The sequence below is a fragment of the Corallococcus sicarius genome (genome assembly GCF_003611735.1).
Classification (GTDB): Bacteria; Myxococcota; Myxococcia; order Myxococcales; family Myxococcaceae; genus Corallococcus; species Corallococcus sicarius.
The window spans coordinates 1-21,799 of sequence record NZ_RAWG01000152.1 but is presented as its reverse complement, the minus strand read 5'-3'; the positions used below and the strand labels follow the sequence as shown (position 1 = coordinate 21,799).

Here is a 21,799-nt window from a genome sequence, read left to right as displayed (position 1 = left end):
CACCCGCCGCACCCCCGGCCGTGCGCGCGGCGCCGTGCGCGCCAGCACCGCCAGCACCGTCGTCTTCAACGCAGGCCCCGGCGCCCGCAGCCACGACGCGCGCGGCAGCGCATCCGGCCAGCGCAGCGGAAGTCCCTCGCGCGCCGCGAGCCCCTCCACCACCGAGCGCACCCCGGGCAACAGGTGCAGGTGCTGGTGCCCGTCCAGGTGGTCCACCGCCGCGCCCAGCTCCCGAGCGCGGGCAAGCTGCGCGGACAGCTCCCGCTCCAGCTCCTCGCGGCGCACCTGTCCGGTGAGCCACGCCCGCGCGAAGTCCGCCCAGCTCGCGCGCAGCCGTCCGTCCGGCGCCACCGTCCGCACCGACTCCGCGGGCGCGGCGCACATCAGCCGCGTGGACAGCGCCAGGTGCACGCCCACCGCCAGCCCCTGCTCACGCGCCAGCCCCACGGCCTTTTCCGCGGAGGGGCCCGTGGCCAGCAGCGTGGCGCTGGTGACGATGCCGTCGCGGTGCGCCCGCAGGATGCCCGCGTCCAACGACGGGTGCAGGCCCAGGTCGTCCGCGTTGACGATGAGGCGCGTGCGCGGCGCCATGGCCCCTCCTACCCGCGCCCCGCGCGTCCCGTGACGGAATGCAGCGGCTGCACCGACGGCGGCAGGCGCACCGGCTGCACCGGCGGCGGCGGCGTGCGCGTCTCCGGGTACAGCGACACCAGCTCCTTCACCATCTTCAGGATGACCGACGGCGAGGCCAGCGTGGAGATGCCGCGCGTGCGCGGGAAGTAGTCCACGCCCATCTGGAACACGCGGAAGCCCTTGCGGATGGCCTTCACCACCAGCTCCGCGTCGATGAACGAGCCCTGGCTCTTGAGCTCCATCGACTCCAGCACCCGGCGGTGCATCAGCTTGAAGCTGAAGTTCACGTCCTTGATCTGGATGTCGAACAACGCCCGGATGAGCATGTTGTAGACGAACGAGTAGACGATGCGCTTCGGCCCCTCGCTCGTGCGGTCGAACCGGAAGGCGCAGATCATGTCCGCCTCCAGGTACTCCATCAGATGGAGCGCCCGCTCCACCTCCCGCATGTCGAACGGCAGGTCGATGTCCGAATAGAGCACCAGGTCCTTCGTGCTCGCCGTCAGCCCCGTGCGCATCGCCCCGCCCAGCTTCAGATTCACCGGGTGCGTGATGACCCGCAGCTGCGGCACCCGGGCCGCCAACGCCTCGCAGACCTCCTGGGTCCGGTCCGTGGAGGCGTCGTTGACGACGATGATTTCGAAGTCGTCCGTGAGCTTCGGGAGGACCTCCAGGGCGCGGCTCACCGCGCGCTCCACGTAGTCCTCCTCGTTCCAGGCGGGGAAGAACAGGCTGATGCTCGGGTACTTGGCCACGGTCGTCATGTCGCGTCGGTCCGTCTGAAAGGAAACGGCGCTCGGTACCAGAGGGTGAGGCCATGTGGCAAACCCCATGGCCCTCCCCGTGACAAAGCCCTATAGTACCGTCTAGTCGTCTTTTTACGGGGACACGGTGAAAACCCAGCCCTACACGCTCCTGGTCGTTGATGGTTCGCAGTCACTGCTGCCCAAACTGGTGCGTACTCTGGGTCCCGAGGACTTCACCCTCCGGCTGGCCCGCTCCGGGCCGGAGGTCCTGGGGCTGATCCGCGAGGTCGACGGCGTCCTGCTCTTCGCGGGCGAAGCAGACCCCCAACAGACCCACGCGCTCCTGGAAGCCCTCACCCCACCCGAGCCCGCACCCCGGGCCGCCGTGGTGGTGGTGACCCCTCCGGAAGCCAAGGCCCTGCGGCTCACGGCCCTGAGTCGGGGGGCTGAGTCCATTTCGACTCCTTGGGACGAGGAAGAGCTGCAAATCCGGGTCTCACGGAGCCTCCAAATCCACTCACGGTGGAAATCCCTCCACTCACAGGTCGAGGAGCTGCGCCGGTTGTCGGTGACGGACGGCCTCACCCAGGTCCACAACCACCGCTACTTCCAGGAGCGTTTGCGGGAGGAGTTCCGGCGCTCGCAGCGTTACGACGAGAGCCTGTCGCTCATCCTGGTGGACCTGGACCACTTCAAGAACATCAACGACGCCCACGGCCACGGCACGGGGGACCGCGTGCTCCGGGAGGTGGCGGCCTCGCTCCAGCACAGCGTGCGCGAAACCGACCTGGTGGCCCGCTATGGGGGGGAGGAGTTCGCCGTGCTCCTGCCCTGTACCCACCTGCCTGGAGCCCTCACCGTCGCCGAGCGGGTGCGCAGGGGCGTCTCAGAGCTGCTTGCGGGGCCGGACGCGAACCTGCGCGTGACGGCCTCGCTGGGCGTCTCCAGCTTCCCGCACCGCGCCATCCTCTCCCCGGAACAGCTCCTGCTGACCGCCGACGAGGCCCTCTACCGCGCCAAGCACGAGGGCCGCGACCGCATCTGCCTCCACCCGCCCGCCCCCCTGTTTTCGACGCCGCCTTCACGGGCAGGGTGACCCGGGGGTCAAAGACTCCGGGTCTGGTTTGACCCGTTTGGGGGTAGTGGGTCTATAGTGACCTTGACCCTTTTTGTCATGTCCTGAGAAAGGGACGTGATTCCCAGGGTTTATCCAAATCGCCGGTTTGGCAAGGCCATTGCAAATGTCGGAAGCCGGAAACTCCATGGGAACCCTGGTCGCACAGGCACAAGCGCAAGACCCAGTCGCCCGCGGGCGGCTGCTGCTCGTGGACGACGAGGAGAACATCCTCAAGTCCATCCGGCGGGTGCTGCGGCGGGGCGAGTGGGACATCGAGACGGCGACGGACGCGGAATCCGGGCTGCGCACGCTGGAGCGGTTCCACCCGGAGGTCGTCATCTCCGACTTCCGGATGCCGGGCATGAACGGGGTGGAGTTCCTCACCCAGGTGAAGCTGCAGGAGCCCCGGGCCCAGCGCATCATGCTGACGGGGCAGGCGGACCAGCAGGCCATCGAAGAGGCCATCAACCGCTCGGAAATCTTCCGCTTCATCTCCAAGCCCTGGAACGACAGCCACCTGGTGCTCACGGTGAAGAGCGCCTTCGAGCAGTACGCGCTCCACACGGAGAACGACCGGCTCTACCGCGTCACCCAGGAGCAGAACGCGGAGCTGAAGCGCCTCAACGCGGACCTGGAGGAGCGCGTCGCCGTGCGCACGCGCCTGCTGTCCGCCGCGAAGCGCGAGTGGGAGCTGTCCTTCGACTGCATGGAGACGCCGCTCGCGGTGGTGCGCGCGCGGGACTTCGCGGTGCGCCGGGCCAACGTCGCCTACGCGCAGGTGGCCCGCCGCTCCATCGAGGAAGTGCCCTCCGACACGCCGTGCCACCAGTACCTCTTCGGCCGCGACACGCCGTGCGCCGGCTGCCCGCTGCCCTCCGCGATGGAGAGCGGCAAGGGCGCGCGCGGCGAGGTGCAGCACAGCGGGCGCAGCTACGTGGTGGCCGCCTACCCGTTCGCCGGCGACGACCGCGCGGTGTGCACCTACCGCGACGTCACGGAAGAGCAGGGCATGACGCGCCGGCTCATCGAGACGGAGAAGATGGCCGCGGTGGGCCAGCTCGCGGGCGGCGTGGCGCACGAAATCAACAACCCGCTGGGCGGCATCCTCGCCTTCGCGCAGCTCATGTCGCGCGACGCGGGCCGCAGCGCCAACGACCTGGAGTCGCTGAAGCTGATTGAAGAGAGCGCGCTGCGCTGCAAGCGCATCGTGGAGAGCCTGCTGAAGTTCAGCCGCCACAGCCGCGTGGAGGACCGCCGCCTCTTTGATTTGTCCAAGTGCGTGGAGGACGCCGCGGTGCTCTTCCGCGCGCAGCTCAAGTCCATGCCCAAGGTGGAGCTGAAGCTGGGCCTCAAGGACGCGCTGCCCAAGGTGTACGGGGATCCCGGCCAGCTGGCGCAGGTGGTGCTCAACCTGCTGCAGAACGGCCTGCACGCGCTGCCCAACGCCCAGGGGCGCCTGTCCCTGGAGACGGGCCGCGAGGGCGACCGGTGCTTCTTCGCGGTGGCGGACACCGGGACGGGCATCGACGAGCGGCACCTGCCGCGCATCTTCGAGCCGTCCTTCACCACCAAGCCTCCGGGTGAGGGTACGGGCCTGGGCCTGTCCATCGCCTACCGCATCGTCCAGGACCACGGGGGCACCTTCCAGGTGGACACCCACGTGGGCCAGGGCTCCCGCTTTACCGTCTTCCTGCCCATTCCCCTGCAGCTCGAGAGGTTGCCGTGAACCAAGTCAAGCGCGCCAAGGTCCTCGTCGTCGATGACGACTCTGTCGTCCTCAAGGCCGTTACCCAGATCCTCCAGCGGGAGGGACACCCCGTCGTCGCCATCGACGATGCGGTGGAGGGGCTCGCGGCCGCCAAGGACCCGTCCATCGACGTGGTCGTGCTCGACATCAAGATGCCGCACCTGTCCGGCATGGACCTCTTGCGCGCCATCAAGGCGGACCGCCCGGACGTGGAGGTCATCATGATGACGGCCTTCGCCACCGTGGAGACGGCGGTGGAGGCGGTGAAGGCGGGCGCGTACGACTACCTCACCAAGCCCTTCGAGAACATCGACGAGGTGAGCCTCACGGTGGCCAAGGCCGCCGAGCGCAAGGCCCTCAAGGACCGCACGCGCGCGCTGGAGGAGGCGCTCACCGCGCGCAGCCAGTTCGAGGACCTCATCGGCCAGTCGTCGCAGATGCGCGCCGTGTTCAAGCTGGTGGAGACCGTCAGCCACTCCACCGCCACGGTGCTCATCCAGGGTGAGTCCGGCACGGGCAAGGAGCTGGTCGCGCGCGCCATCCACTACCGCAGCGCGCGCCGGGACAAGCCCTTCGTCGCCGTCAACTGTTCGGCGCTGACGGAGACGCTGCTGGAAAGCGAGCTGTTCGGCCACGTGAAGGGCAGCTTCACCGGCGCCACCGGCAACAAGAAGGGCCTCTTCGAGGCGGCCGACGGCGGCACCATCTTCCTGGACGAGATTGGCGACGTGCCTCCCGCCACCCAGGTGCGCCTGTTGCGCGTGCTGCAGGAGGGTGAGGTGAAGCGCGTGGGCGCCAACGAGCCCGTGAAGGTGGACGTGCGCGTCATCGCCGCCACGCACGTGGACCTGTCGCGCGCCAAGGAGCAGGGCAAGTTCCGCGAGGACCTGTTCTACCGCCTCAACGTCATCACCATCGACCTGCCGCCCCTGCGCGACCGCCCGGAGGACGTGCCGCTGCTCGCGCACCACTTCCTGAAGGTCTACACCGGCAAGGCGGACAAGAAGGTCAACGGCATCAGCCCCCGCGCCATGGAGGCCCTCACCTGCAACCGGTGGACGGGCAACGTGCGCGAGCTGGAGAACGTCATCGAGCGCGCGGTGGTGCTCACCTCCAACGAGGCCATTGACGTGGAGGACCTGCCGCAGGGCTTCCAGGCCGCGCCCCAGGCCGACTCGGCGGTGGAGGTGTTCAGCCTGGCGCACCTGCCGTACGCCCAGGCCAAGCGCCTGGCCATGCGCGCCTTCGAGCGCCGCTACCTGTCCGCGCTCCTGGAGAAGAACAACCACAACGTGTCCAGCGCCGCGCGCGCCGCCGGGGTGGACCGCTCCAACTTCCGCCGCCTGCTCAAGCAGTACGAGGTGGCCGGCCGCAGCATGAAGCCGCGTCAGCCCAAGGGCCCGGACGCGGACAACGGGCCGGGCCTCCCCGCTCTCGAAGCCGCCTCGTAAGTCCCGTCCTTCCGAAGCAGCAGGGCCCGGGAGCGGGACGGCGCTTCAGCCGTCCTCTCCGGGCTCTCGCCCATCCCGGGCCTCGCGCCGGGCGGCGAGCTGCTGCTGGAGCGACTCGTAGCGCTCGGACAGCTCCGCCTCGAAGCCGTTGCGCGTCGGGGTGTAGAAGCAGCGGGCGCGCAGGGCGTCGGGCAGGTAGTCCTCCGGGACGTAGTTGCCCTCGAAGTTGTGCGGGTATTTGTACCCGCCGCCGTAGCCCAGCGACTTCATCAGCTTCGTGGGCGCGTTGCGCAGGTGCATGGGGACGGGCAGCGCGCCCTCCTTCGTCACCGCCTCGCGCACGGCCGCGTACGCGGCGATGACGGCGTTCGACTTGGGCGCGAGCGCCAGGTACGTGACGGCCTGGGTGAGGGGCAGGGTGCCTTCGGGCAGGCCCATCAGCTGGAAGGCCCGGAGCGCGTCCACCGCCACGCCCAGCGCGCGCGGGTCCGCGTTGCCCACGTCCTCCGACGCGAAGATGACCATGCGGCGGAAGATGAAGACGGGGTCTTCGCCCGCCTCCAGCATGCGCGTCATCCAGTACAGCGCCGCGTCCACGTCGCTGCCGCGCATGGATTTGATGAACGCGCTGACGACGTTGTAGTGCTCCTCGCCGCCCTTGTCGTAGAGCAGCAGCTTCTGCTGGAGCGCCTCTTCGGCGACCTTGCGGTCCACCACCGTGCCGCCGTGGGCCGCCGCCGCCTCCAGCGCGGTGAGGGCGCGGCGTGCGTCGCCGCCGGCCGCGTCCGCGATGAAGTCCAGCGCCGCGTCGTCCACCGTCACCCGGCCGCCCAGCCCCTTGGGGTCCGCCACCGCGCGGCGCATCACCGCCACCAGCTCCTCCTGCTCCAGCCCGCGCAGGGTGATGACGCGGCAGCGCGACAGGAGCGCGGCGTTCACCTCGAAGGAGGGGTTCTCCGTGGTGGCGCCGATGAGCGTCACCGTGCCCTTCTCCACGTGGGGCAGGAGCGCGTCCTGCTGCGACTTGTTGAATCGGTGGATTTCGTCGATGAAGAGCAGCGTGCGCTGGCGGTGCAGCTTCCAGCGGTCCTGCGCGCGCGCCACCGTCTCGCGGATGTCCTTCACGCCCGCGAGCACGGCGGACATCGTTTCGAAGGCGGCGCCGGTGGAGCGGGCGACGAGCTGGGCGAGCGTCGTCTTGCCCGTGCCCGGCGGCCCCCAGAGGATGAGGCTGGGCACCTGGTCGCTCTCCAGGGCGCGGCGCAGGAAGCGGCCCTCGCCGGTGAGGTGCTCCTGGCCCAGGTACTCGGAGAGCGTGGTGGGGCGCATGCGCTCGGCGAGCGGCGCCAGGGTGGCCGTTTCCTTCTGGCTGGCGTGGTCGAAGAGGTCCATGTCGTCCTGGAACCTAGCGTCCCAGGCGCCCGCGCGCCCCTCCTGATGGGCGGGAGCTGTGCTGTGGATGTCCCGGGGATGTCCTGGGGCGTGCAGGTGCGTCATTTCCCTTGTACGGGGGGCTGGCCGCCTGGACTAGAACCCGGGGGGCGTGCAGACCCTGGTCATCGTCGCGAAGAGGGACACCCCGCAGGCCGTGGCCTTGGCGGCGGAGATCCATGAGCGCTACCCGAAGCTGACGGTGCTGGCGGACCGTGCCCTGGCGCATGCGCTGGGCTGGCCGCGCATCGAGGACCGGGAGCTGGCGGCGCGCGCGGAGCTGGTGGTGGTGCTGGGTGGGGACGGCACGCTCATCTACGCGGCGCGGCTGCTGGGCGGACGCAACGTGCCCATCCTGGGCGTCAACCTGGGCAGCCTGGGCTTCATGACCGAGGTGCCGGTGGAGGAGCTGTTCACCCGGCTGGCGGAGGTGCTGGCGGGCGACTTCCACGTGGACTCGCGGATGAAGCTGTCGTGCCGGCTGATGCGCGGGGGCAAGGTCCTCATCGAGGACGAAATCCTCAACGACGTGGTCATCAACAAGGGCGCGCTGGCGCGCATCGCGGACCACGAGACGTCCATCGACGGGGTGCCCATCACGACCTACAAGGCGGACGGCGTCATCCTGGCCACGCCCACGGGCTCCACCGCGTACTCGCTGTCCGCGGGCGGGCCCATCGTCCACCCGTCGGTGGACTGCACCATCCTGTCGCCCATCTGTTCGCACGCGCTGACCCAGCGGTCCATCGTGGTGCCCGCGGACCGGGTCATCCGCATCACGCTGAAGAGCGAGACGGCGGACACGTACCTGACGCTGGATGGCCAGACGGGGCACTCGCTCCAGACGGGGGACTGCATCGAGGTGGTGCGCTCGCCCAACCGCGTGGGGCTGGTGCGAAACCCCCGCGTGGCGTTCTTCACCATCCTCCGGCAGAAGCTCCACTGGGGCGAGCGCTGAGGGCGCTCCAGGCTCCAGGGCGGGGCCGGGGTGGGGCTCCCCTCCGACGCGAGCGGTAGGGTAGCGTGCCGGGCCGTGACGACGGGTGGGACCACGACGCGCTTCGGCAAGTACGAACTCCTGGAGCGCCTGGGCGCGGGCGGCATGGCAGTGGTGCACCGCGCGCGCTTCACCCTGGCGCACGGCGTGTCGCGCTCCGTCGTCATCAAGCGCGTGAGGGACCCGTACGCGCAGGACCCCGCCTTCGTGCAGATGTTCCTCAACGAGGCGCGCATCTCCGTGGGCCTGAGCCACGGCAACATCGTGCAGGTGTTCGACTTCGGCCAGGAGGAGGGGGAGTACTTCCTCGCCATGGAGTGGGTGGACGGGCAGCCCCTGTCGCACGTGCTCAAGCGCGCGAAGGTGAAGGGGCTGGCGCACCTGCCGGCGCCGCTGGCAGTGGGGCTCGTGCTGGAGGTCTGCAAGGGGCTGCACCACGCGCACACCCGCCGCGACGAGCAGGGGCGCCCGCTGGGGCTGGTGCACCGCGACGTGTCTCCGGACAACGTCCTCGTGAGCTACGAGGGCGAGGTGAAGCTCACCGACTTCGGCATCGCCAAGGCGCAGCTCGCCGGGCGGCCGGACACGGAGGCGGGGGTGGTGCGCGGCAAGTACGTGTACCTGTCCCCGGAGCAGACGCGGGGCGAGGCGCTGGATGCGCGCTCGGACGTGTACACGGCGGGCGTGGTCCTCTTCGAGCTGCTCACCGGGCGCAGGCCCGCGGAAGGCGACACCCAGTCGGTGATGGCGCGCATCGCGAGGGGGGAGCTGACGGCCGCGCAGAAGTACGTGCCGGACCTGGACCCGTCGCTGGGGGCGCTCGTGTCGCGGGCGCTGGCGCTCCGGCGGGATGATCGCTTCGCGAGCGCGGAGGCCTTCCAGCGCGCCCTGGCCGAGTGGCTCGCGTACCGGGCGCCGCTGTTCCCCTCCTCCACGCTGCGCCACCTGATGGGCTGGCTCTTCGAGGAGGAGCTCAAGCTCGCGGGCCAGCCGCCCCGGCTGCCGGAGTCCTTCCTGCGCCAGGTGGCGGTGTGGACGGGGGAGAGCGGTCCGGAGGGGCTGGGGGAGCCGGCGACGGCGTCCTCGGTGCACCGCGCGCTCGCGACGGCGTTCCCGGAGGAGCATGTGCCCGGGGCGCTCGTGGGGGCCCCCGAGCCGGAGTCCGGCACGTCGCTGCCCGGCTGGCTCTGGGGGGCCATCATCGCGGGGGCGGTGCTCTTCTTCGTCGGGCGCGCGGTGTGGCCCGTGCTGTCGGAGTCGCGCCCGGGCGCGCGCAAGCTCCAGGTGGTGTCAATCCCGCCGGGCGCGGAGGTGCGCTGGGACGGCGTGCGCGCCGGGATGACGCCCACCACGCTGGACGTCGAGACGGGGCCGGGGAGCCACCAACTGGAGCTGTTGTTCGTGGGCCACCGGCCCTGGAAGAGCACCGTGTCCGCGGAGGCGTTCCCCGAGCGCGTGCAGGTGGCGCTGGAGCGGATGCCGACCCCGGAGCCGCCGACCCTGCCCACGCCGGTGGTGGAGCCCCGGGTGGTGGTGCCGGAGGAGCGCGCGAGGGACCGGGAGAAGGCGACCCCCCGGTCCCGGGCTGAGTACGCCAGGGAGTGGGAGGGCCGGGACTCGAACGCGGCCGCGGCGCACCACCTGGGCAGGCTCCACCTCCAGCAGGGCCACGTGGCGCAGGCGAAGGCGGAGTTCCAGCGCTGCCTGGAGGTGGACCCGGACGCCGCGCCGTGTCACCTGGAGCTGGGGCGGCTGGGGAGCCGGTCGTCCCGCTTCCAGGAGGCCCGCGAGCACTACCGGCGCTACCTGTCGCTGCAGCCGTACGGGTCCGGCGCGGTCGAGGCGCGCCGGTATCTGGCCTCCGGGAAGAAGACCCGGTAGCACGGCGCCCGCGATGTTCCTCGTCCTCTCGAAGGTGTTGGACCTGCTGCTCTCCCCGCTCACCTGGGCGCTCCTCTTCGGCGCCGGGAGCCTGCTGCTGCGCCGGCGCACGCGCGTGTCGGTGGCGCTCCAGCTCCTGGCCCTGGGCGTGCTGTATGCCTTCTCCATCGAGCCCGTGGTGGCGCTGCTCACGCGGGCGACGGAGGGCAGCGCGGTGAGCACCTTCCGCGAGGACACCGTCTACGACGCGGTCATCCTGTTGGGTGGAGGGCTGGACGCGTCGGCCACGGAGCGCTCCGGGCAGCCGGAGTACAACGCCGCGCCGGAGCGCATCATGCGGGGCTTCGAGCTGCTGCGTGACGGCCGCGCGAAGCAGGTGCTGCTGTCGGGCGGCACCCTGGACGCGAGGCCGGAGGCGGTGGTGGAGGCGGAGGTGCTGGCCGCGCAGTTGGAGCACTGGGGCATCGAGGCCGGGCGCATCGTGAAGGAGGGCCGCAGCCGCAACACCCGCGAGAACGCGCTCAACGCCGCACCGCTGGTGCGCGAGCACGGCTGGCAGAGCCTGCTGCTGGTGACGAGCGCCGCGCACCTGCCGCGCGCGGCGGGCTGCTTCGCGGCGGTGGGGCTGCGGCCGGACACGCTGGCGGTGGACGTGCGCTCCTCGCCCATCCCGCCGGGGAGTTTGAGCTGGCTGCCGCGCGCGGGCGGGCTCAGCCAGAGCACGGACATGCTGCGCGAGCTGGCGGGGCGCGTGGTGTACCGGCTGCGCGGGTGGACGACGCCGTAGCGCACGGGTGGGTCGCACGCTGTGCTTCGCACGAGTGGCTCGCGCACCACCTGGGCTGCTCGTTCTCCCAGGCGTGCGCGTGGAGGCCCGTGCCGGAGGCTCCCGCCGCGGACTACTTCATCGCCGGGGGGGCCTTGAGGCCGCCCGGAGGCGCGCCCACCAGGGCGATGCGTCCCTGGGGCTTCGCACGCGGCGCGGGCCTGCCGGAGCTGAAGGCGCCGGTGAGCGCGTCCCACGGTGATGGCAGGTCCTTGCTGGCGGGCAGCGTGGGCAGCCCCTTGAGCATCGTGTAGCCGTCGTTGCCCGAGGCCACGAAGCTCAGCGTGGCCAGCCGGTACACCGCCGCGTCGTCCAGCGGCCGGCCCCGCACCTCCACCCGCGTCACCCGCTCCCCGGCCGCCTTGCGCAGGTCGTAGGTGAAGCGCATCCCGGACACCTGCGGGAAGCGGCCCGGCGGCTTGCCGTCCACGCTGCTCAGGCTGACGCCGTTCTCCAGCGCCGCGCGCAGCGTCGTCCCCGGCACCTCCAGCACGACGAGCTCGTTGCGGTAGGGCATGAGCGAGTACAGCTCCCGCCGCGTCATCTTCCCCGCGGGCAGCACCCGGTCCGCGCGGATGGCGCCTCCGTTGATGAGCGCCACGTCCGCGCCCGTCGCCTCGCGGAACGCGTCCGTCAGGAACGAGCCCAGGTTCGTCTCCCCCAGCCGGTTCTGCGCGCTGCGCGCATCCAGCGCCACCGGCGAGCGGCCAATCCGCTGCGCCAGCGTGGTCAGCAGCGGCGTGTACTCCTCCATCCGGGCGTTGAACGCCGCGTCGTCCGGCACCTTCGCGGTGATGGGCACCACCTTCCACGCCCGCTTCTTCACCGCGCCCGTCTTCGCGTCCAGCTCCAACGTGAGCCGGCCCAGGTCCACCGCGTCCTCGTCCAGTTTGAAGATGGGCGTGCCCGCGACGGTCTCCTCCACGCGGTCGTGGTCGTGCCCGCCGATGATGACGTCCACGCGCACGCACTTCGCCAGCTCCCGGTCCTGCTCCACCGCCAGGTGCGTGAGCGCCACCACGAACTGCGCGCCCGCGGCCCGCACCGCGTCCACGGAGCGCTTCGCCGCCTCGCAGTACGGCGTGATGCGCGTGTCCGGGCCCGGCTTGGAGGACGTCTGCGTCTCCGGCAGTACCACGCCGAAGATGCCCACCTTCACGCCGCCCACGTCCCGCACGTCCCACGCCTTGAGCCCGTCGAACACCTGGCCCGACTTCACGCTCATCACGTTGGCGCCCAGCCATGGGAAGCGCGACTGCTGGAGGCGCGCGCGCAGCACGTCATCCCCGAAGTCGAACTCGTGGTTGCCCACGACGGCGTAGTCCAGCCCGAGCGCGTTCCACGCGTCGATCATCTGCCGGCCCTTGAGCGCCTCGCCGTCCACCTCCGCTGACGACTCCACCGACGGCGAAAGCGTGTCACCCGCCATCAACGTGAGGACGTGCGGGGACTCCTTCAGCGCCTGATTGCGCAGCGTGGCCATGCGCGACAGGCCGCCCCGGTTCTGGGCCGTGGGTTGGAACTGGTACACGTCGTTGACGTGGAGGATCGTGAGGCGCACGGTGTCCGCGGCCGGCGTCGGCGCGGGCTCGGCCCCGGCGGAGCGGACGGCCAGCACCAGCGCGAGCGGCAGGAGCGCAGCCCAGGCGCTCACGGTCTTCGACTTCGTCATCGGGGGTCGTTCTCTTGCAGGGGCACGGGGGAGCGCCAGTCCCTCCCGGCGTAGCGCACTCGGCGCTTGAACGCGAGGGGACCGGGCATGGCGCAACGCGCAAGGCAGACGCCCTTCTTCCCAAACGGCGAAGGGCATCCAGCCGGCCGCGCGGTCCTCCCTCAGACGGTGTAGCGCCGGCCCTGCACCAGGGGTTCGATGACGCTGGTGCTCGTGTCGAACGTGTCCGGGTAGTGGATGAGGCGCATCTTCGCTCGGGTGGCCTCCGGCAGCGCGGCCAGCTTCTCGTAGGGCGTGTGCACGCCGTAGTTGGTCTCGTGGATGACGAGGTCCGCCTCCGACAACCAGGCAATGAGCCCCTCGTCGAACGCGGTGTCCGCGCTGTAGCCCAGGCACCGGCCCCCGGCGCGGATGCGGAACGCGGTGGTGGGCACGTGGTGGTAGGTGAAGCGGCACTCGATTTCGAACGGGCCGTGCTTCACCGAGCGCTCCAGGTGCAGCGGCGAGTGCGTGAAGTAGTCCTCGAAGTGCTTGTGGCTGGGGTCCGCGCCCTGCTGCTCGATGAGGCACTCCATGCCCGCGGCCAGGTGGCCTTCCCACAGGCGGCGCGTGACGCTCGGGTGCGCGAGCAGCTCCATCTTCCGCTGCAGCACGAAGAAGGAGAAGTAGGCCAGGCCCTCCAGCCCGGAGGCGTGGTCCGCGTGCAGGTGCGTGAGGGCCACGGCGCTGACGCGCTCCACGTCCAGCTCCACGCCGGAGGTCGCGGACGCCTCGCGCATCATCTTGCGGATGGGGTGCGGGCAGTCCAGCAGCAGCACCTGGTCCTCCGCCTCCAGCGCGACGCACGACGAGTAGTACAGCGCGGAGAACGCGTCACCGACGCCGAGGGGAACGAAGGACAGGCTCATGGTTGGCTCCGGAGGGAAGGGGACAACAGCCGCTCGCGCAGCATCGCGACGACGGCGGGAGGGCAGTAGGCGGACACGTCTTCTCCGCGCGCGATGCGCTCCTTGAGGGCGCTGCTGGACACCTCGGCCAGGTGCGCCTCGGCGGGCAGGAAGAGGGTGGAGAGCTCCGGCGCGAGCGCGCGGTTCGTCTGCGCAAGCTCCGTCTCGAACTGCGCATCGGTGGCGCCCCGCACGCCGCGCAGGAGCACGCTCGCGCCAATCTCCCGCGCCAGTTCGACGATGAGCCCTTCGGTGTGCGTGACGGTGACGTTGGGGCGCCGCGCCACCGCGTCACGCACCAGCATCACGCGCTCCTCCGCCGTCAGCAGGGTGCGCTTGTTCGGGTTGACCGCCACCACCACCACCACGTGGCTGAAGAGGCGCGCCGCCTGGCGCACCACCGACAGGTGCCCCGCGGTGACTGGGTCGAAGCTGCCGGCATAAAGCGCGATGATCATCACGACACCCCACGAACAGTCCCGGCCGTGAGGGCCAGGAAGGAAGGAAGGAATCTGCCCCTGCAACACAGGGAGGCACGGGCCGCTCATGCGTCGTCCCGGGCGCCGGGCCCCGCCGCTTCCAGGAGCCCCGCCGCCATGCGCTTCACGGTGCCCGCCGCCGAACCCGGGGGCACGAGCCCCGGCGCGCTCGCGGAGAGCACGAAGTAGCCCTGCACGGCGGCGAAGAGCCCCGCGGCCAGGGGACGCGCGCGGCGCCTGCCCACCACCGCCGCGACGAGCGCCTCCAACTGCTCCAGGTCCGCGCGCACCGCCTCTTCGTAGGCGACGCGGACCTCCGGCTGGCGGATGGCCTCCGCGCTGATGGTGACCCAGCCCGCCACCGCCGCCACGTCCGCGTCCGGCCCCATCGCCAGGAACGCGTCCACGAAGGCCTCCACCCGCCCGCGCGCGTCGTCCGCCGGAATCTTCGCCACCCGGGCCGTGAAGCGCTGCCGCGCCCGCGACGCGAGCGAGCGCACCAGCGTGAGGAGGATCTCCTGCTTGTCCTCGAAGTGGTAGTGCACGAGCCCTGGGCTCAGCCCCGCCGCCTTCGCGATTTCGGCCACCGACGCGCCCTCGTAGCCGCGCTCGGCCATGGCCTTGAGCAGCCCGGCGACAATCTGTTCGCGGCGCGCTTCGGTGTTGGAGGGGCGGGGCATGGGCGGTTGTTTCTAGGTTGTATGACCAACTTATAAACAGCGCCAGCGTGGGCGTCAAGCCGGCCCGGGGAGCGGGCCGGGCCGCCACATGGGGGGATGAGGAGGGCCTAGAACGTCAGGACGGACGTCACCTTGTCGGGCCCCAGCCGCTTCGCGCCCTCCAGGAAGTCCAGGGTGATGAGGAAGCTGAATCCGACGATGTTGCCGCCCAACCGGCCGATGAGCCGGGCGGTGGCCTCCGCGGTGCCGCCGGTGGCGAGCACGTCATCCACGACGAGGACGCGCTCGTCCTTGAGGATGGCGTCCTCGTGCATCTCCACGCCGTCCGCGCCGTACTCCAGCGAGTAGCGCTCCACGATGGAGCGGTGGGGCAGCTTGCCGGGCTTGCGGGCGGGGACGAAGCCCGCCTCCAGGGCGAGCGCGATGGGCGCGCCCAGGATGAAGCCTCGCGACTCCACGCCCACGACCTTGGTGATGTGCTGGCCCCGGAAGGGCGCGGCCATGGCGTTGACGACGCGGCCGAAGAGGCGCGGGTCGCCCAGCATGGGAGTGATGTCCTTGAAGACGATGCCGGGCTTGGGGAAGTCCGGCACGTCGCGCAGGGCGGCCTGGAGGTCGGTGACGAGCGTGGGGTCGAAGGACATGGAAGGTGGCTCCGGAGAACGACGGTCAGTGCGGGGGAGGGCGCCCGTACCGTCCCATGCGACCCTGACTCCCGGACTCCGGGCCCTGGGGGGCGGCCGGCCCGGCGTGCCCCTGGACGGGGGACCGCGAGGGGCACGGCCAGGAGTCGGACGGTCTGGGACGGGACCAGGACATGGCGGACGTTGATGATCTCACAGCTTCGCACTGGCGGACGGCCTCCGCTGGTGGACGCCATGTTTTTTTCCCACGCGCGGGGAAGCCTTCGCTGTGTTAAGCGAGGCGATTCCCCCCGACCCGCCCATTGGAGTCTGGGGCCTTGCGAGCCGTGCAAACCACCGCTGACACCCGAGACCCTCTCTCCCCGCAAGACGGACTGTGGCTTCGCGCCTTCAAGGCCGAGGTCCAGCCCGCCACGTTCAAGAAAGGCCGTGAGGTGGCCGAGGGCCGCCGCGTATTCGGCCTGACACGTGAGCCCGAACGCATCCGCGCGCAGGTCGCGGGTCCGTCTGGCGAACGGTACGACGTGGCACTCATGCCGGGTGAGGGGAAGGTTGTTTCCTCCTGCACCTGCCCGGTGTGGAACACCGCCGGCCCGCACTGCGAGCACGTCGTCGCCGTGGCGCTCATCTACGCCGCGCGCTTCCGTCCGCCGCCGCCGCCGCCGAAGGTCGCACCGCCGCCCCCTCCTCCGGAGGACGAAGGCCCGCACCCGGACGACGAGGCGGAAATCCCCCCTGACGCGCCGGGGATGGAAGGCGTCAGCCTGCCCGCGCTCGCGAAGGTGGAGAGTTGGCTGGGGCTGTCGTCCCTGCCGGACTACGAGTTCCTCTACCGGCTGACCCCCGGCAACACGAGCACCGGCGGCTCCAACGGCCGCCACTGGGTCGTGGACGTCCGGCGTCAGGACGCGCAGACCAAGGGCCCCGTGCACGTGAAGCGCCTGCTCCAGGCGGGCAGCCGCATCGCGCCGCCGGACGAGCGCATCTTCATGGTGCTGTCGCGCCATGAGCACCGCTACGACTCGCGCATCGTGCTGTCCGACGAGGACCTGTGCGAGGTGCTGGAGCTGTTGCGCCAGCGCCGGGTCATCTACCGGGGCACGCCGCTCGTCTACATGGACACGTCCGTGCGGCCGCAGATCCACCTGGAGTCGCGTCCGGACGGCGCCACCGCGCAGATTGAATTGCTGTTCCCGGACGGCGTGGGCTACCCGCTCAAGGACGTCATCGTGCTGGCGGGGCGGCGCACCTGGGTCATCCAGGCGCAGAACCTCCACCCGGTGGAGCCGGACTTCCCGCCGCGCCTGTTGCGCAAGTGGCTCCTGGAGCCGTCCATGGCCTTCCCGGCCGGACAGCTGGACCGGGTGCTGACGTTCTTCGCCGCGCACCTGCCGCGCTTCCGCATGTCGCTCAAGGCGGACGACATCGAGGTCGACGAGGCGGTGGAGCCGCGCTTCGTGCTCACGCTCGAAGGTGCCGCGGAGCGCGTGAAGGTGCAGCTGGCCGCGCGCTACGGACAGACGACGGTGGCGGTGTCCCCCACCGCGACGCACCTGGGCTACGCGAGCGGCATCGGCGAGGACAGCCGCAAGCTGTACCGCCGCCGCGACGAGGTGGAGCGCTCCGCGGGCAAGCTGCTGTTGGATCAGGGCCTGCGCTTCGACGTGCCGACGCAGGCGTTCGAAGCCACGGGCGACGTGGCGCTGGAGTTCTGGGCGCGCGGGCTCGCGGGCCTGCCGGAGGCGTGGGAGCGCTACGGCGTGCAGGCGCCCAAGGTGCGGCTGCGCCCGAAGATCAAGCCGCGCATCCGCGTGGGCATGAGCGGCGTGCAGTGGTTCGACCTGGACGCGGAGTTCGTCACCGACGACCAGGCCGTGGACCTGGGCGCCGTGCGCATGTGGCTGGACTCCGGCCGCAAGTTCGTGCCCCTCAAGGACGGCTCCTTCGCGGAGGCCGACCCCGAGGAGATCAAGCGCGTGGCGGACCTGCTGGAAGAAGCGGGCGCCATGCCGGGCCGCACCCGCACGCGGCTGCCGCTGCACCAGGCGGTGGCGTTGGATCTGCTCGCGGACCTGGGTGAGTTCACCGAGGTGGAGTCCAAGGCGCGCCAGGCGATGCTCGCGCTGCGGGAGACTTCGGGCGTGCCCAAGGTCGCGGTGCCCGAAGGGCTCCAGGCCACGCTGCGCCACTACCAGGAGGCGGGCCTGTCCTGGCTCTGGTTCCTGCGCCGCCACGGGCTGTCCGGCATCCTCGCGGACGACATGGGTCTGGGAAAGACCATCCAGTCCCTGAGCTTGATGCAGAAGGTGGCCAACGACGAGGGCCGCAAGCCGTCGCTGGTGGTCGCGCCCACGAGCGTGCTCGCCAACTGGGAGCGCGAGGCGGAGCGCTTCACGCCGGGCCTCAAGGCCATGGTGTGGCACGGGCAGGACCGGCGCGAGCGGGCGGAGGACCTGAAGGACATGGACCTCGTGCTCACGTCGTACGCGCTGGTGCGCCGCGACCTGGAGCAGCTGTCCCAGGTGGGCTTCCGCTACGTCATCCTGGATGAAGCGCAGAACATCAAGAACGCGGACAGCGCCACCGCGCAGGCGTGCAAGTCGCTGCCCAGCGAGACGCGCCTGGCGCTCACCGGTACGCCGCTGGAGAACCGGCTGTCGGAGCTCTGGAGCATCTTCGACTTCCTGATGCCCGGCTTCCTGGGCAGCGCGGAGGGCTTCAGCGACCGCTACGAGCAGCCCATCCAGGTGGCCAACGACGCCACCGCGAAGGACCGGCTGCGCCGGCGCATCCAGCCGTTCATCATGCGCCGCCTCAAGACGGAGGTGGCCAAGGACCTGCCGCCGAAGACGGAGAGCGTCGCGTGGTGCGAGATGGAGCCCGGCCAGGCCGCGCTCTACCGCGAGGTGCTGGAGGAGAGCCGCCGCAAGGTGCACGAGTCCATCGAGAAGGTGGGCTTCAAGCGCAGCCGCGTGTCCATCCTCGCGGCGCTGATGCGCCTGCGTCAGGTGTGCTGTGATCCGCGCCTGCTCAAGATGCCGCCCGGCACGCTCCTGCCGTCCAGCGCGAAGCTCGAGCGGTTCATGCAACTGGTGGACGACCTCGTGGCGGAGGGCCACCGCGCGCTCGTCTTCAGCCAGTTCACGGAGATGCTGGAGCTGCTGAAGCAGGAGGCCGACAAGAAGGGCCTGAAGTACCTGTACCTGGACGGTCGCACCAAGGACCGCATGGGCAAGGTGGACGAGTACAACCGCGATGACGGACCGCCGCTGTTCTTCATCAGCCTCAAGGCGGGCGGCACCGGCCTCAACCTCACCGCGGCGGACTACGTCATCCACTTCGATCCGTGGTGGAACCCCGCCGTGGAGGATCAGGCCACGGACCGTACGCACCGCATCGGTCAGACGCGCGCGGTCATCAGCTACAAGCTGATCACTCGCGGCACGGTGGAGGAGAAGATCCTCAGCCTCCAGCGGCGCAAGCGCGAGCTCGCCGCGGGGGTGCTCGGCACCGACGGCGACGACATGGGCCGCACGCTCACGGAACAGGACATCCAGGAGCTGTTCACCGAAATCTGATGGACCCCAGGAGGTGGGGGGAAGGTTGTGGCGCCAACGGGCCCGCCTTCCCTCCCGCTCTCCCACCGTGCGCACGACCCGAACACCTGTGCAGTGTCAGCGAGACCTGCTAGGGTGTTCAGGTATCGGGGCGTCGTACGGACCGCGGAGGGCGCGCGTGCTGCTGGGTCTTCGGATTTCGAACGTGGCGGTGATTGAGGAGGTGGAGGTGGCGTTTGGCGCCGGCCTCACCGTCCTCACGGGTGAGACAGGGGCCGGCAAGTCCATTCTCGTGGACGCGCTGGGCCTGTTGCTCGGGGGTAGGGCGGATGCGGACGTCATCCGTGCGGGCTGCGAGGACGCGGCGGTGGAGGGCGTGTTCGCCCGGACGCCGGCGCTGGGCGCGCGGCTGGAGGAACTGGGGCTGCCGGACCTGGGAGACGAGGTGCTGGTGCGCCGGGTGCTCGGCCGCACCGGGCGCGGCAAGGTCTACGTGAATGGCGCGCTGGTGACGCTGGGCGTGCTGGGGAAGCTCACCCGGGGCGCGGTGGACATCGCCGGCCAGCATGAACACGTGAGCCTCTTCGACTCCGGGCTGCACCGGGTGCTGCTCGACAAGTACGGCGGCCTGGAGGAATCCGTGGCGGCGTACGGCCGCGAGTGGGCGAACCTGCGCGAGGTGGACGCGCGCATGGAGGCGCTCGGCGGAGACGACGCCAAGGTGCGCGAGCGCGCGGAGTTCCTGCGATTCCAGCTGGATGAAATCACGCGCCTGGAGCCGGAGGCCGGCGAGGACGTGAAGCTGGACGCGGAGCGGCGGCGGCTGGGCAGCGCGCAGAAGCTCAAACGGCAGGCCGCGGAGGCGGAGCTGCTGGTGGCGGGCGAAGCGCCCTCGGCGGTGGAGATCGTCGGGCGGGCGCTGGGGCTCGTGCACGAGTCCATCAAGTGCGACGCGTCGCTCGCGCCCGTGGCGACGTCGCTCAGCACCGCGCTGTCGGAGCTGGAGGAGGCCGCGCGCCGGCTCAACCGCTATGTGGAGGGGCTGGAGTCCGACCCCGGGCGGCTGGGCGAGGTCGAGGAGCGGCTGGACGCGCTCAAGCGGCTGTGCCGCAAGCACGGCATGACGCTGGAGGGCGTCCTCCAGAAGCGCAGCGAGCTGGAGACCGAGCTGGGCACCCTGGAGAACCGGCGCGAAATCCTGGAGGAGCTGAACCAGGAGCGAAAGCGCGTGGAGGAGCGGGCGCGCAAGGCGGCGCTCTCCCTGTCTCGTGCGCGCAAGGCGAGCGCCGGGGCCTTCTCCCAGCAGGTGCGGGACGGCCTGGGCGGGCTGGCCATGGGCAAGGCCGCGTTCGACGTGCGGGTGACGGCGGGAGAAGCGCTGCGTCCGGACGGCCTGGACGAGGTGGAGTTCTACTTCAGCGCCAACCCGGGCGAACCGGCGCGTCCGCTGGCCAAGGTGGCCTCCGGCGGCGAGGCGAGCCGCCTCCTGCTCGCGCTCAAACGTGCACTGGCGGACAGTGACGCGTGCGGCTGCTACATCCTGGATGAGGCGGACGCGGGCGTGAGCGGCGCCATCGCGGACGTGGTGGGGCGGATGATTCGCGACGTCAGCTCCCACCGGCAGGTGCTCTGCATCACGCACCTGCCGCAGGTGGCGGCCTACGCGGACGCGCACCTGCTCATCCGCAAGAGCGTGAAGGGCGAGCGCACCGTCTCCCAGGTGCTCCCCCTCTCGGCGGGCGCCGAGCGCATGCAGGAGCTGGCGCGGATGATGTCCGGCGTGGAGGTGACGCGCGAGGCGCTGGGCGCGGCGGAGGCCCTGGTTCGCTCGGCCCACCGCTCCCCCCGGGCGCGCCGGGAGTCGGGTCCGGAGGGCACCAGCCCCCGGGGCCGGCTGCGCCGGACGGCCTGAAAAGGGGCCTGAAAGGTAGGAGTGACCCAGGGGGAGGGGCATGACGCACTGCGAGTTTTTGTCCGCGTCCTTGCCCCCTCATTGGGGCTCACATAGCATCCGGCCCGTGTCCAGCACCGCAGGGCAGACCGCGGCCCCCCGCCATAAAGTCATCTCCGCTGGCCTGACGGACGTCGGGCGCAAGCGCAATCACAACGAGGACAGTTTCCTCATTGACGATGAGCTTCAGCTCTACGTCGTGGCGGACGGAATGGGTGGGCACGCGGGTGGCGGTACCGCGTCGCGCATCGCCGTCGAGACCATCGACAAGGAGCTGAGGCGCGCGCGAGAAGGGCGAGACAACCCCTTCGTCAGCGTTCCCAACCTCCAGGAGTCGCCCATTCCAGAGGCGCTTCGTTCCGCGGTGGAGAAGGCCTGTCAGGCCATCTTCCTCACCGCCCAGGACGACGCGCGCCTCTCTGGCATGGGAACGACCGTCATCTCCCTGGTGGTCCGCGACGAGCACGCCTTCTTCGCCCACGTGGGCGACAGTCGCGCGTACCTCATCCGCGGCGACCTCATCCAGCAGATCAGCGAGGACCATTCCCTGGTCAACGAGCAGATCAAGGCCGGGATGATCACCCCCGAGGAAGCCAAGCACTCGCGCTACAAGAACATCATCACCCGCTCCGTCGGCTTCGAGGAGGAGGTGCAGGTGGACGTCATGGGGCTCGTGTCCGAGCCCGGCGACGTGTTCCTGCTCTGCTCGGACGGCCTCGCCAACATGCTGGAGGACCGGGAGATCCACGACACCGTGGCCCGTGCCCCCAGCCTGGAAGAAGTGCCCAAGCACCTCATCGACCTGGCCAATGAGCGCGGCGGCGACGACAACATCAGCGTCATCGTCGTGCGCATGCAGGCCGGCTGAGGTCCCTCTGGCCCGGGCGCGTCAGGGGCGCGCCCGGCCTCTGTTGACCTTGACACTCTTTGACGGCAGATGATAGCTGCCCCAACCTTTCCGCCCCTGGCAAATTGCCAGGGGCGGAAAGGTTGGGGCAGCTATCATCTGCCGTCAAAGAGTGTCAAGGTCAACAGAGGCC

General features: G+C 70.6%; 17 protein-coding genes. 9 read left to right on the top strand and 8 right to left on the bottom strand.

Going from position 1 to position 21,799, the window contains the following annotated elements:
* The coding region (locus D7X12_RS22785) for a ChbG/HpnK family deacetylase (protein ID WP_120627389.1) at positions 1-591 on the bottom strand (591 nt) is incomplete at its 3' end.
* A gap of 8 nt (positions 592-599) precedes the next feature.
* Positions 600-1,388 carry a glycosyltransferase family 2 protein gene (locus D7X12_RS22780; protein ID WP_120627390.1) on the bottom strand — a complete coding sequence of 263 codons (789 nt, stop codon included), beginning with the start codon at positions 1,386-1,388 and terminating at the stop codon, positions 600-602.
* A gap of 136 nt (positions 1,389-1,524) precedes the next feature.
* Between D7X12_RS22780 and D7X12_RS22775 the strand changes: the two genes are divergently transcribed.
* The 3 genes from D7X12_RS22775 to D7X12_RS22765 all read left to right on the top strand — a co-directional run bounded on the left by D7X12_RS22775 (position 1,525) and on the right by D7X12_RS22765 (position 5,694).
* Positions 1,525-2,475, top strand: a complete 951-nt coding sequence (locus D7X12_RS22775; protein ID WP_167509033.1) for a GGDEF domain-containing response regulator — start codon at positions 1,525-1,527, stop codon at positions 2,473-2,475.
* 166 nt (positions 2,476-2,641) lie between these two features.
* The gene (locus D7X12_RS22770; RefSeq protein ID WP_120627388.1) at positions 2,642-4,222 is read left to right on the top strand and encodes an ATP-binding protein; all 1,581 of its coding nucleotides are present in this window, start codon (positions 2,642-2,644) and stop codon (positions 4,220-4,222) included.
* Entirely contained in the window at positions 4,219-5,694 is a 1,476-nt protein-coding gene (locus D7X12_RS22765; RefSeq protein ID WP_120627387.1) for a sigma-54-dependent transcriptional regulator, read from the top strand. The genes D7X12_RS22770 and D7X12_RS22765 overlap by 4 nt, the downstream gene beginning before the upstream one ends.
* A gap of 45 nt (positions 5,695-5,739) precedes the next feature.
* On the opposite strand, the gene D7X12_RS22760 is transcribed toward D7X12_RS22765, so the two are convergent.
* Positions 5,740-7,086 carry a replication-associated recombination protein A gene (locus tag D7X12_RS22760; protein WP_120627386.1) on the bottom strand — a complete coding sequence of 449 codons (1,347 nt, stop codon included), beginning with the start codon at positions 7,084-7,086 and terminating at the stop codon, positions 5,740-5,742.
* Positions 7,087-7,237: 151 nt separating this feature from the next.
* Between D7X12_RS22760 and D7X12_RS22755 the strand changes: the two genes are divergently transcribed.
* From D7X12_RS22755 to D7X12_RS22745, 3 genes are all read left to right on the top strand, one after another.
* On the top strand, positions 7,238-8,083 hold the full coding sequence (locus D7X12_RS22755; protein WP_120627385.1) for an NAD(+)/NADH kinase: 846 nt from the start codon (positions 7,238-7,240) through the stop codon (positions 8,081-8,083).
* Positions 8,084-8,158: 75 nt separating this feature from the next.
* Positions 8,159-10,003 (top strand): serine/threonine protein kinase, encoded by a 1,845-nt coding sequence (locus tag D7X12_RS22750; RefSeq protein WP_120627384.1) that lies wholly within the window; start codon positions 8,159-8,161, stop codon positions 10,001-10,003.
* A 13-nt stretch (positions 10,004-10,016) separates the two neighbouring features.
* Positions 10,017-10,790: a YdcF family protein gene (locus tag D7X12_RS22745; protein WP_120627383.1), complete on the top strand. Its 774-nt coding sequence runs from the start codon at positions 10,017-10,019 to the stop codon at positions 10,788-10,790.
* Positions 10,791-10,902: 112 nt separating this feature from the next.
* On the opposite strand, the gene D7X12_RS22740 is transcribed toward D7X12_RS22745, so the two are convergent.
* From D7X12_RS22740 to D7X12_RS22720, 5 genes are all read right to left on the bottom strand, one after another.
* Positions 10,903-12,501: a bifunctional metallophosphatase/5'-nucleotidase gene (locus D7X12_RS22740; RefSeq protein WP_120627382.1), complete on the bottom strand. Its 1,599-nt coding sequence runs from the start codon at positions 12,499-12,501 to the stop codon at positions 10,903-10,905.
* A gap of 161 nt (positions 12,502-12,662) precedes the next feature.
* Positions 12,663-13,409, bottom strand: coding sequence for an MBL fold metallo-hydrolase (locus tag D7X12_RS22735; protein WP_120627381.1), 747 nt, complete (start codon positions 13,407-13,409; stop codon positions 12,663-12,665).
* A complete protein-coding gene (gene coaD / locus D7X12_RS22730; protein ID WP_120627380.1) occupies positions 13,406-13,906 on the bottom strand; it encodes a pantetheine-phosphate adenylyltransferase in 501 nt (166 codons plus the stop codon). The genes D7X12_RS22735 and coaD overlap by 4 nt, the downstream gene beginning before the upstream one ends.
* A gap of 86 nt (positions 13,907-13,992) precedes the next feature.
* Positions 13,993-14,607, bottom strand: coding sequence for a TetR/AcrR family transcriptional regulator (locus D7X12_RS22725; RefSeq protein ID WP_120627379.1), 615 nt, complete (start codon positions 14,605-14,607; stop codon positions 13,993-13,995).
* A 107-nt stretch (positions 14,608-14,714) separates the two neighbouring features.
* Complete coding sequence (locus tag D7X12_RS22720; protein WP_120627378.1) at positions 14,715-15,251, bottom strand: adenine phosphoribosyltransferase; 537 nt, start codon at positions 15,249-15,251, stop codon at positions 14,715-14,717.
* A 317-nt stretch (positions 15,252-15,568) separates the two neighbouring features.
* Here D7X12_RS22720 and D7X12_RS22715 point away from each other — a divergent pair, with 317 nt between their 5' ends.
* The 3 genes from D7X12_RS22715 to D7X12_RS22705 all read left to right on the top strand — a co-directional run bounded on the left by D7X12_RS22715 (position 15,569) and on the right by D7X12_RS22705 (position 21,627).
* The gene (locus tag D7X12_RS22715) at positions 15,569-18,829 is read left to right on the top strand and encodes a DEAD/DEAH box helicase (RefSeq protein WP_244224722.1); all 3,261 of its coding nucleotides are present in this window, start codon (positions 15,569-15,571) and stop codon (positions 18,827-18,829) included.
* A 157-nt stretch (positions 18,830-18,986) separates the two neighbouring features.
* Positions 18,987-20,720 carry a DNA repair protein RecN gene (recN, locus tag D7X12_RS22710; protein WP_120627376.1) on the top strand — a complete coding sequence of 578 codons (1,734 nt, stop codon included), beginning with the start codon at positions 18,987-18,989 and terminating at the stop codon, positions 20,718-20,720.
* Between the two features lie 106 nt (positions 20,721-20,826).
* The gene (locus tag D7X12_RS22705) at positions 20,827-21,627 is read left to right on the top strand and encodes a Stp1/IreP family PP2C-type Ser/Thr phosphatase (RefSeq protein ID WP_120627375.1); all 801 of its coding nucleotides are present in this window, start codon (positions 20,827-20,829) and stop codon (positions 21,625-21,627) included.
* The last annotated feature ends 172 nt before the right edge of the window (positions 21,628-21,799 follow it).

Bases quoted from the DNA above. Each gene is read 5' to 3' on its own strand.
- D7X12_RS22760 (WP_120627386.1), bottom strand. From the start codon at position 7,086: ATGGACCTCTTCGACCACGCCAGCCAGAAGGAAACGGCCACCCTGGCG.
- coaD (WP_120627380.1), bottom strand. From the start codon at position 13,906: ATGATCATCGCGCTTTATGCCGGCAGCTTCGACCCAGTCACCGCGGGG.
- D7X12_RS22725 (WP_120627379.1), bottom strand. From the start codon at position 14,607: ATGCCCCGCCCCTCCAACACCGAAGCGCGCCGCGAACAGATTGTCGCC.
- D7X12_RS22735 (WP_120627381.1), bottom strand. From the start codon at position 13,409: ATGAGCCTGTCCTTCGTTCCCCTCGGCGTCGGTGACGCGTTCTCCGCG.
- D7X12_RS22745 (WP_120627383.1), top strand. From the start codon at position 10,017: ATGTTCCTCGTCCTCTCGAAGGTGTTGGACCTGCTGCTCTCCCCGCTC.
- D7X12_RS22740 (WP_120627382.1), bottom strand. From the start codon at position 12,501: ATGACGAAGTCGAAGACCGTGAGCGCCTGGGCTGCGCTCCTGCCGCTC.
- D7X12_RS22770 (WP_120627388.1), top strand. From the start codon at position 2,642: ATGGGAACCCTGGTCGCACAGGCACAAGCGCAAGACCCAGTCGCCCGC.
- D7X12_RS22720 (WP_120627378.1), bottom strand. From the start codon at position 15,251: ATGTCCTTCGACCCCACGCTCGTCACCGACCTCCAGGCCGCCCTGCGC.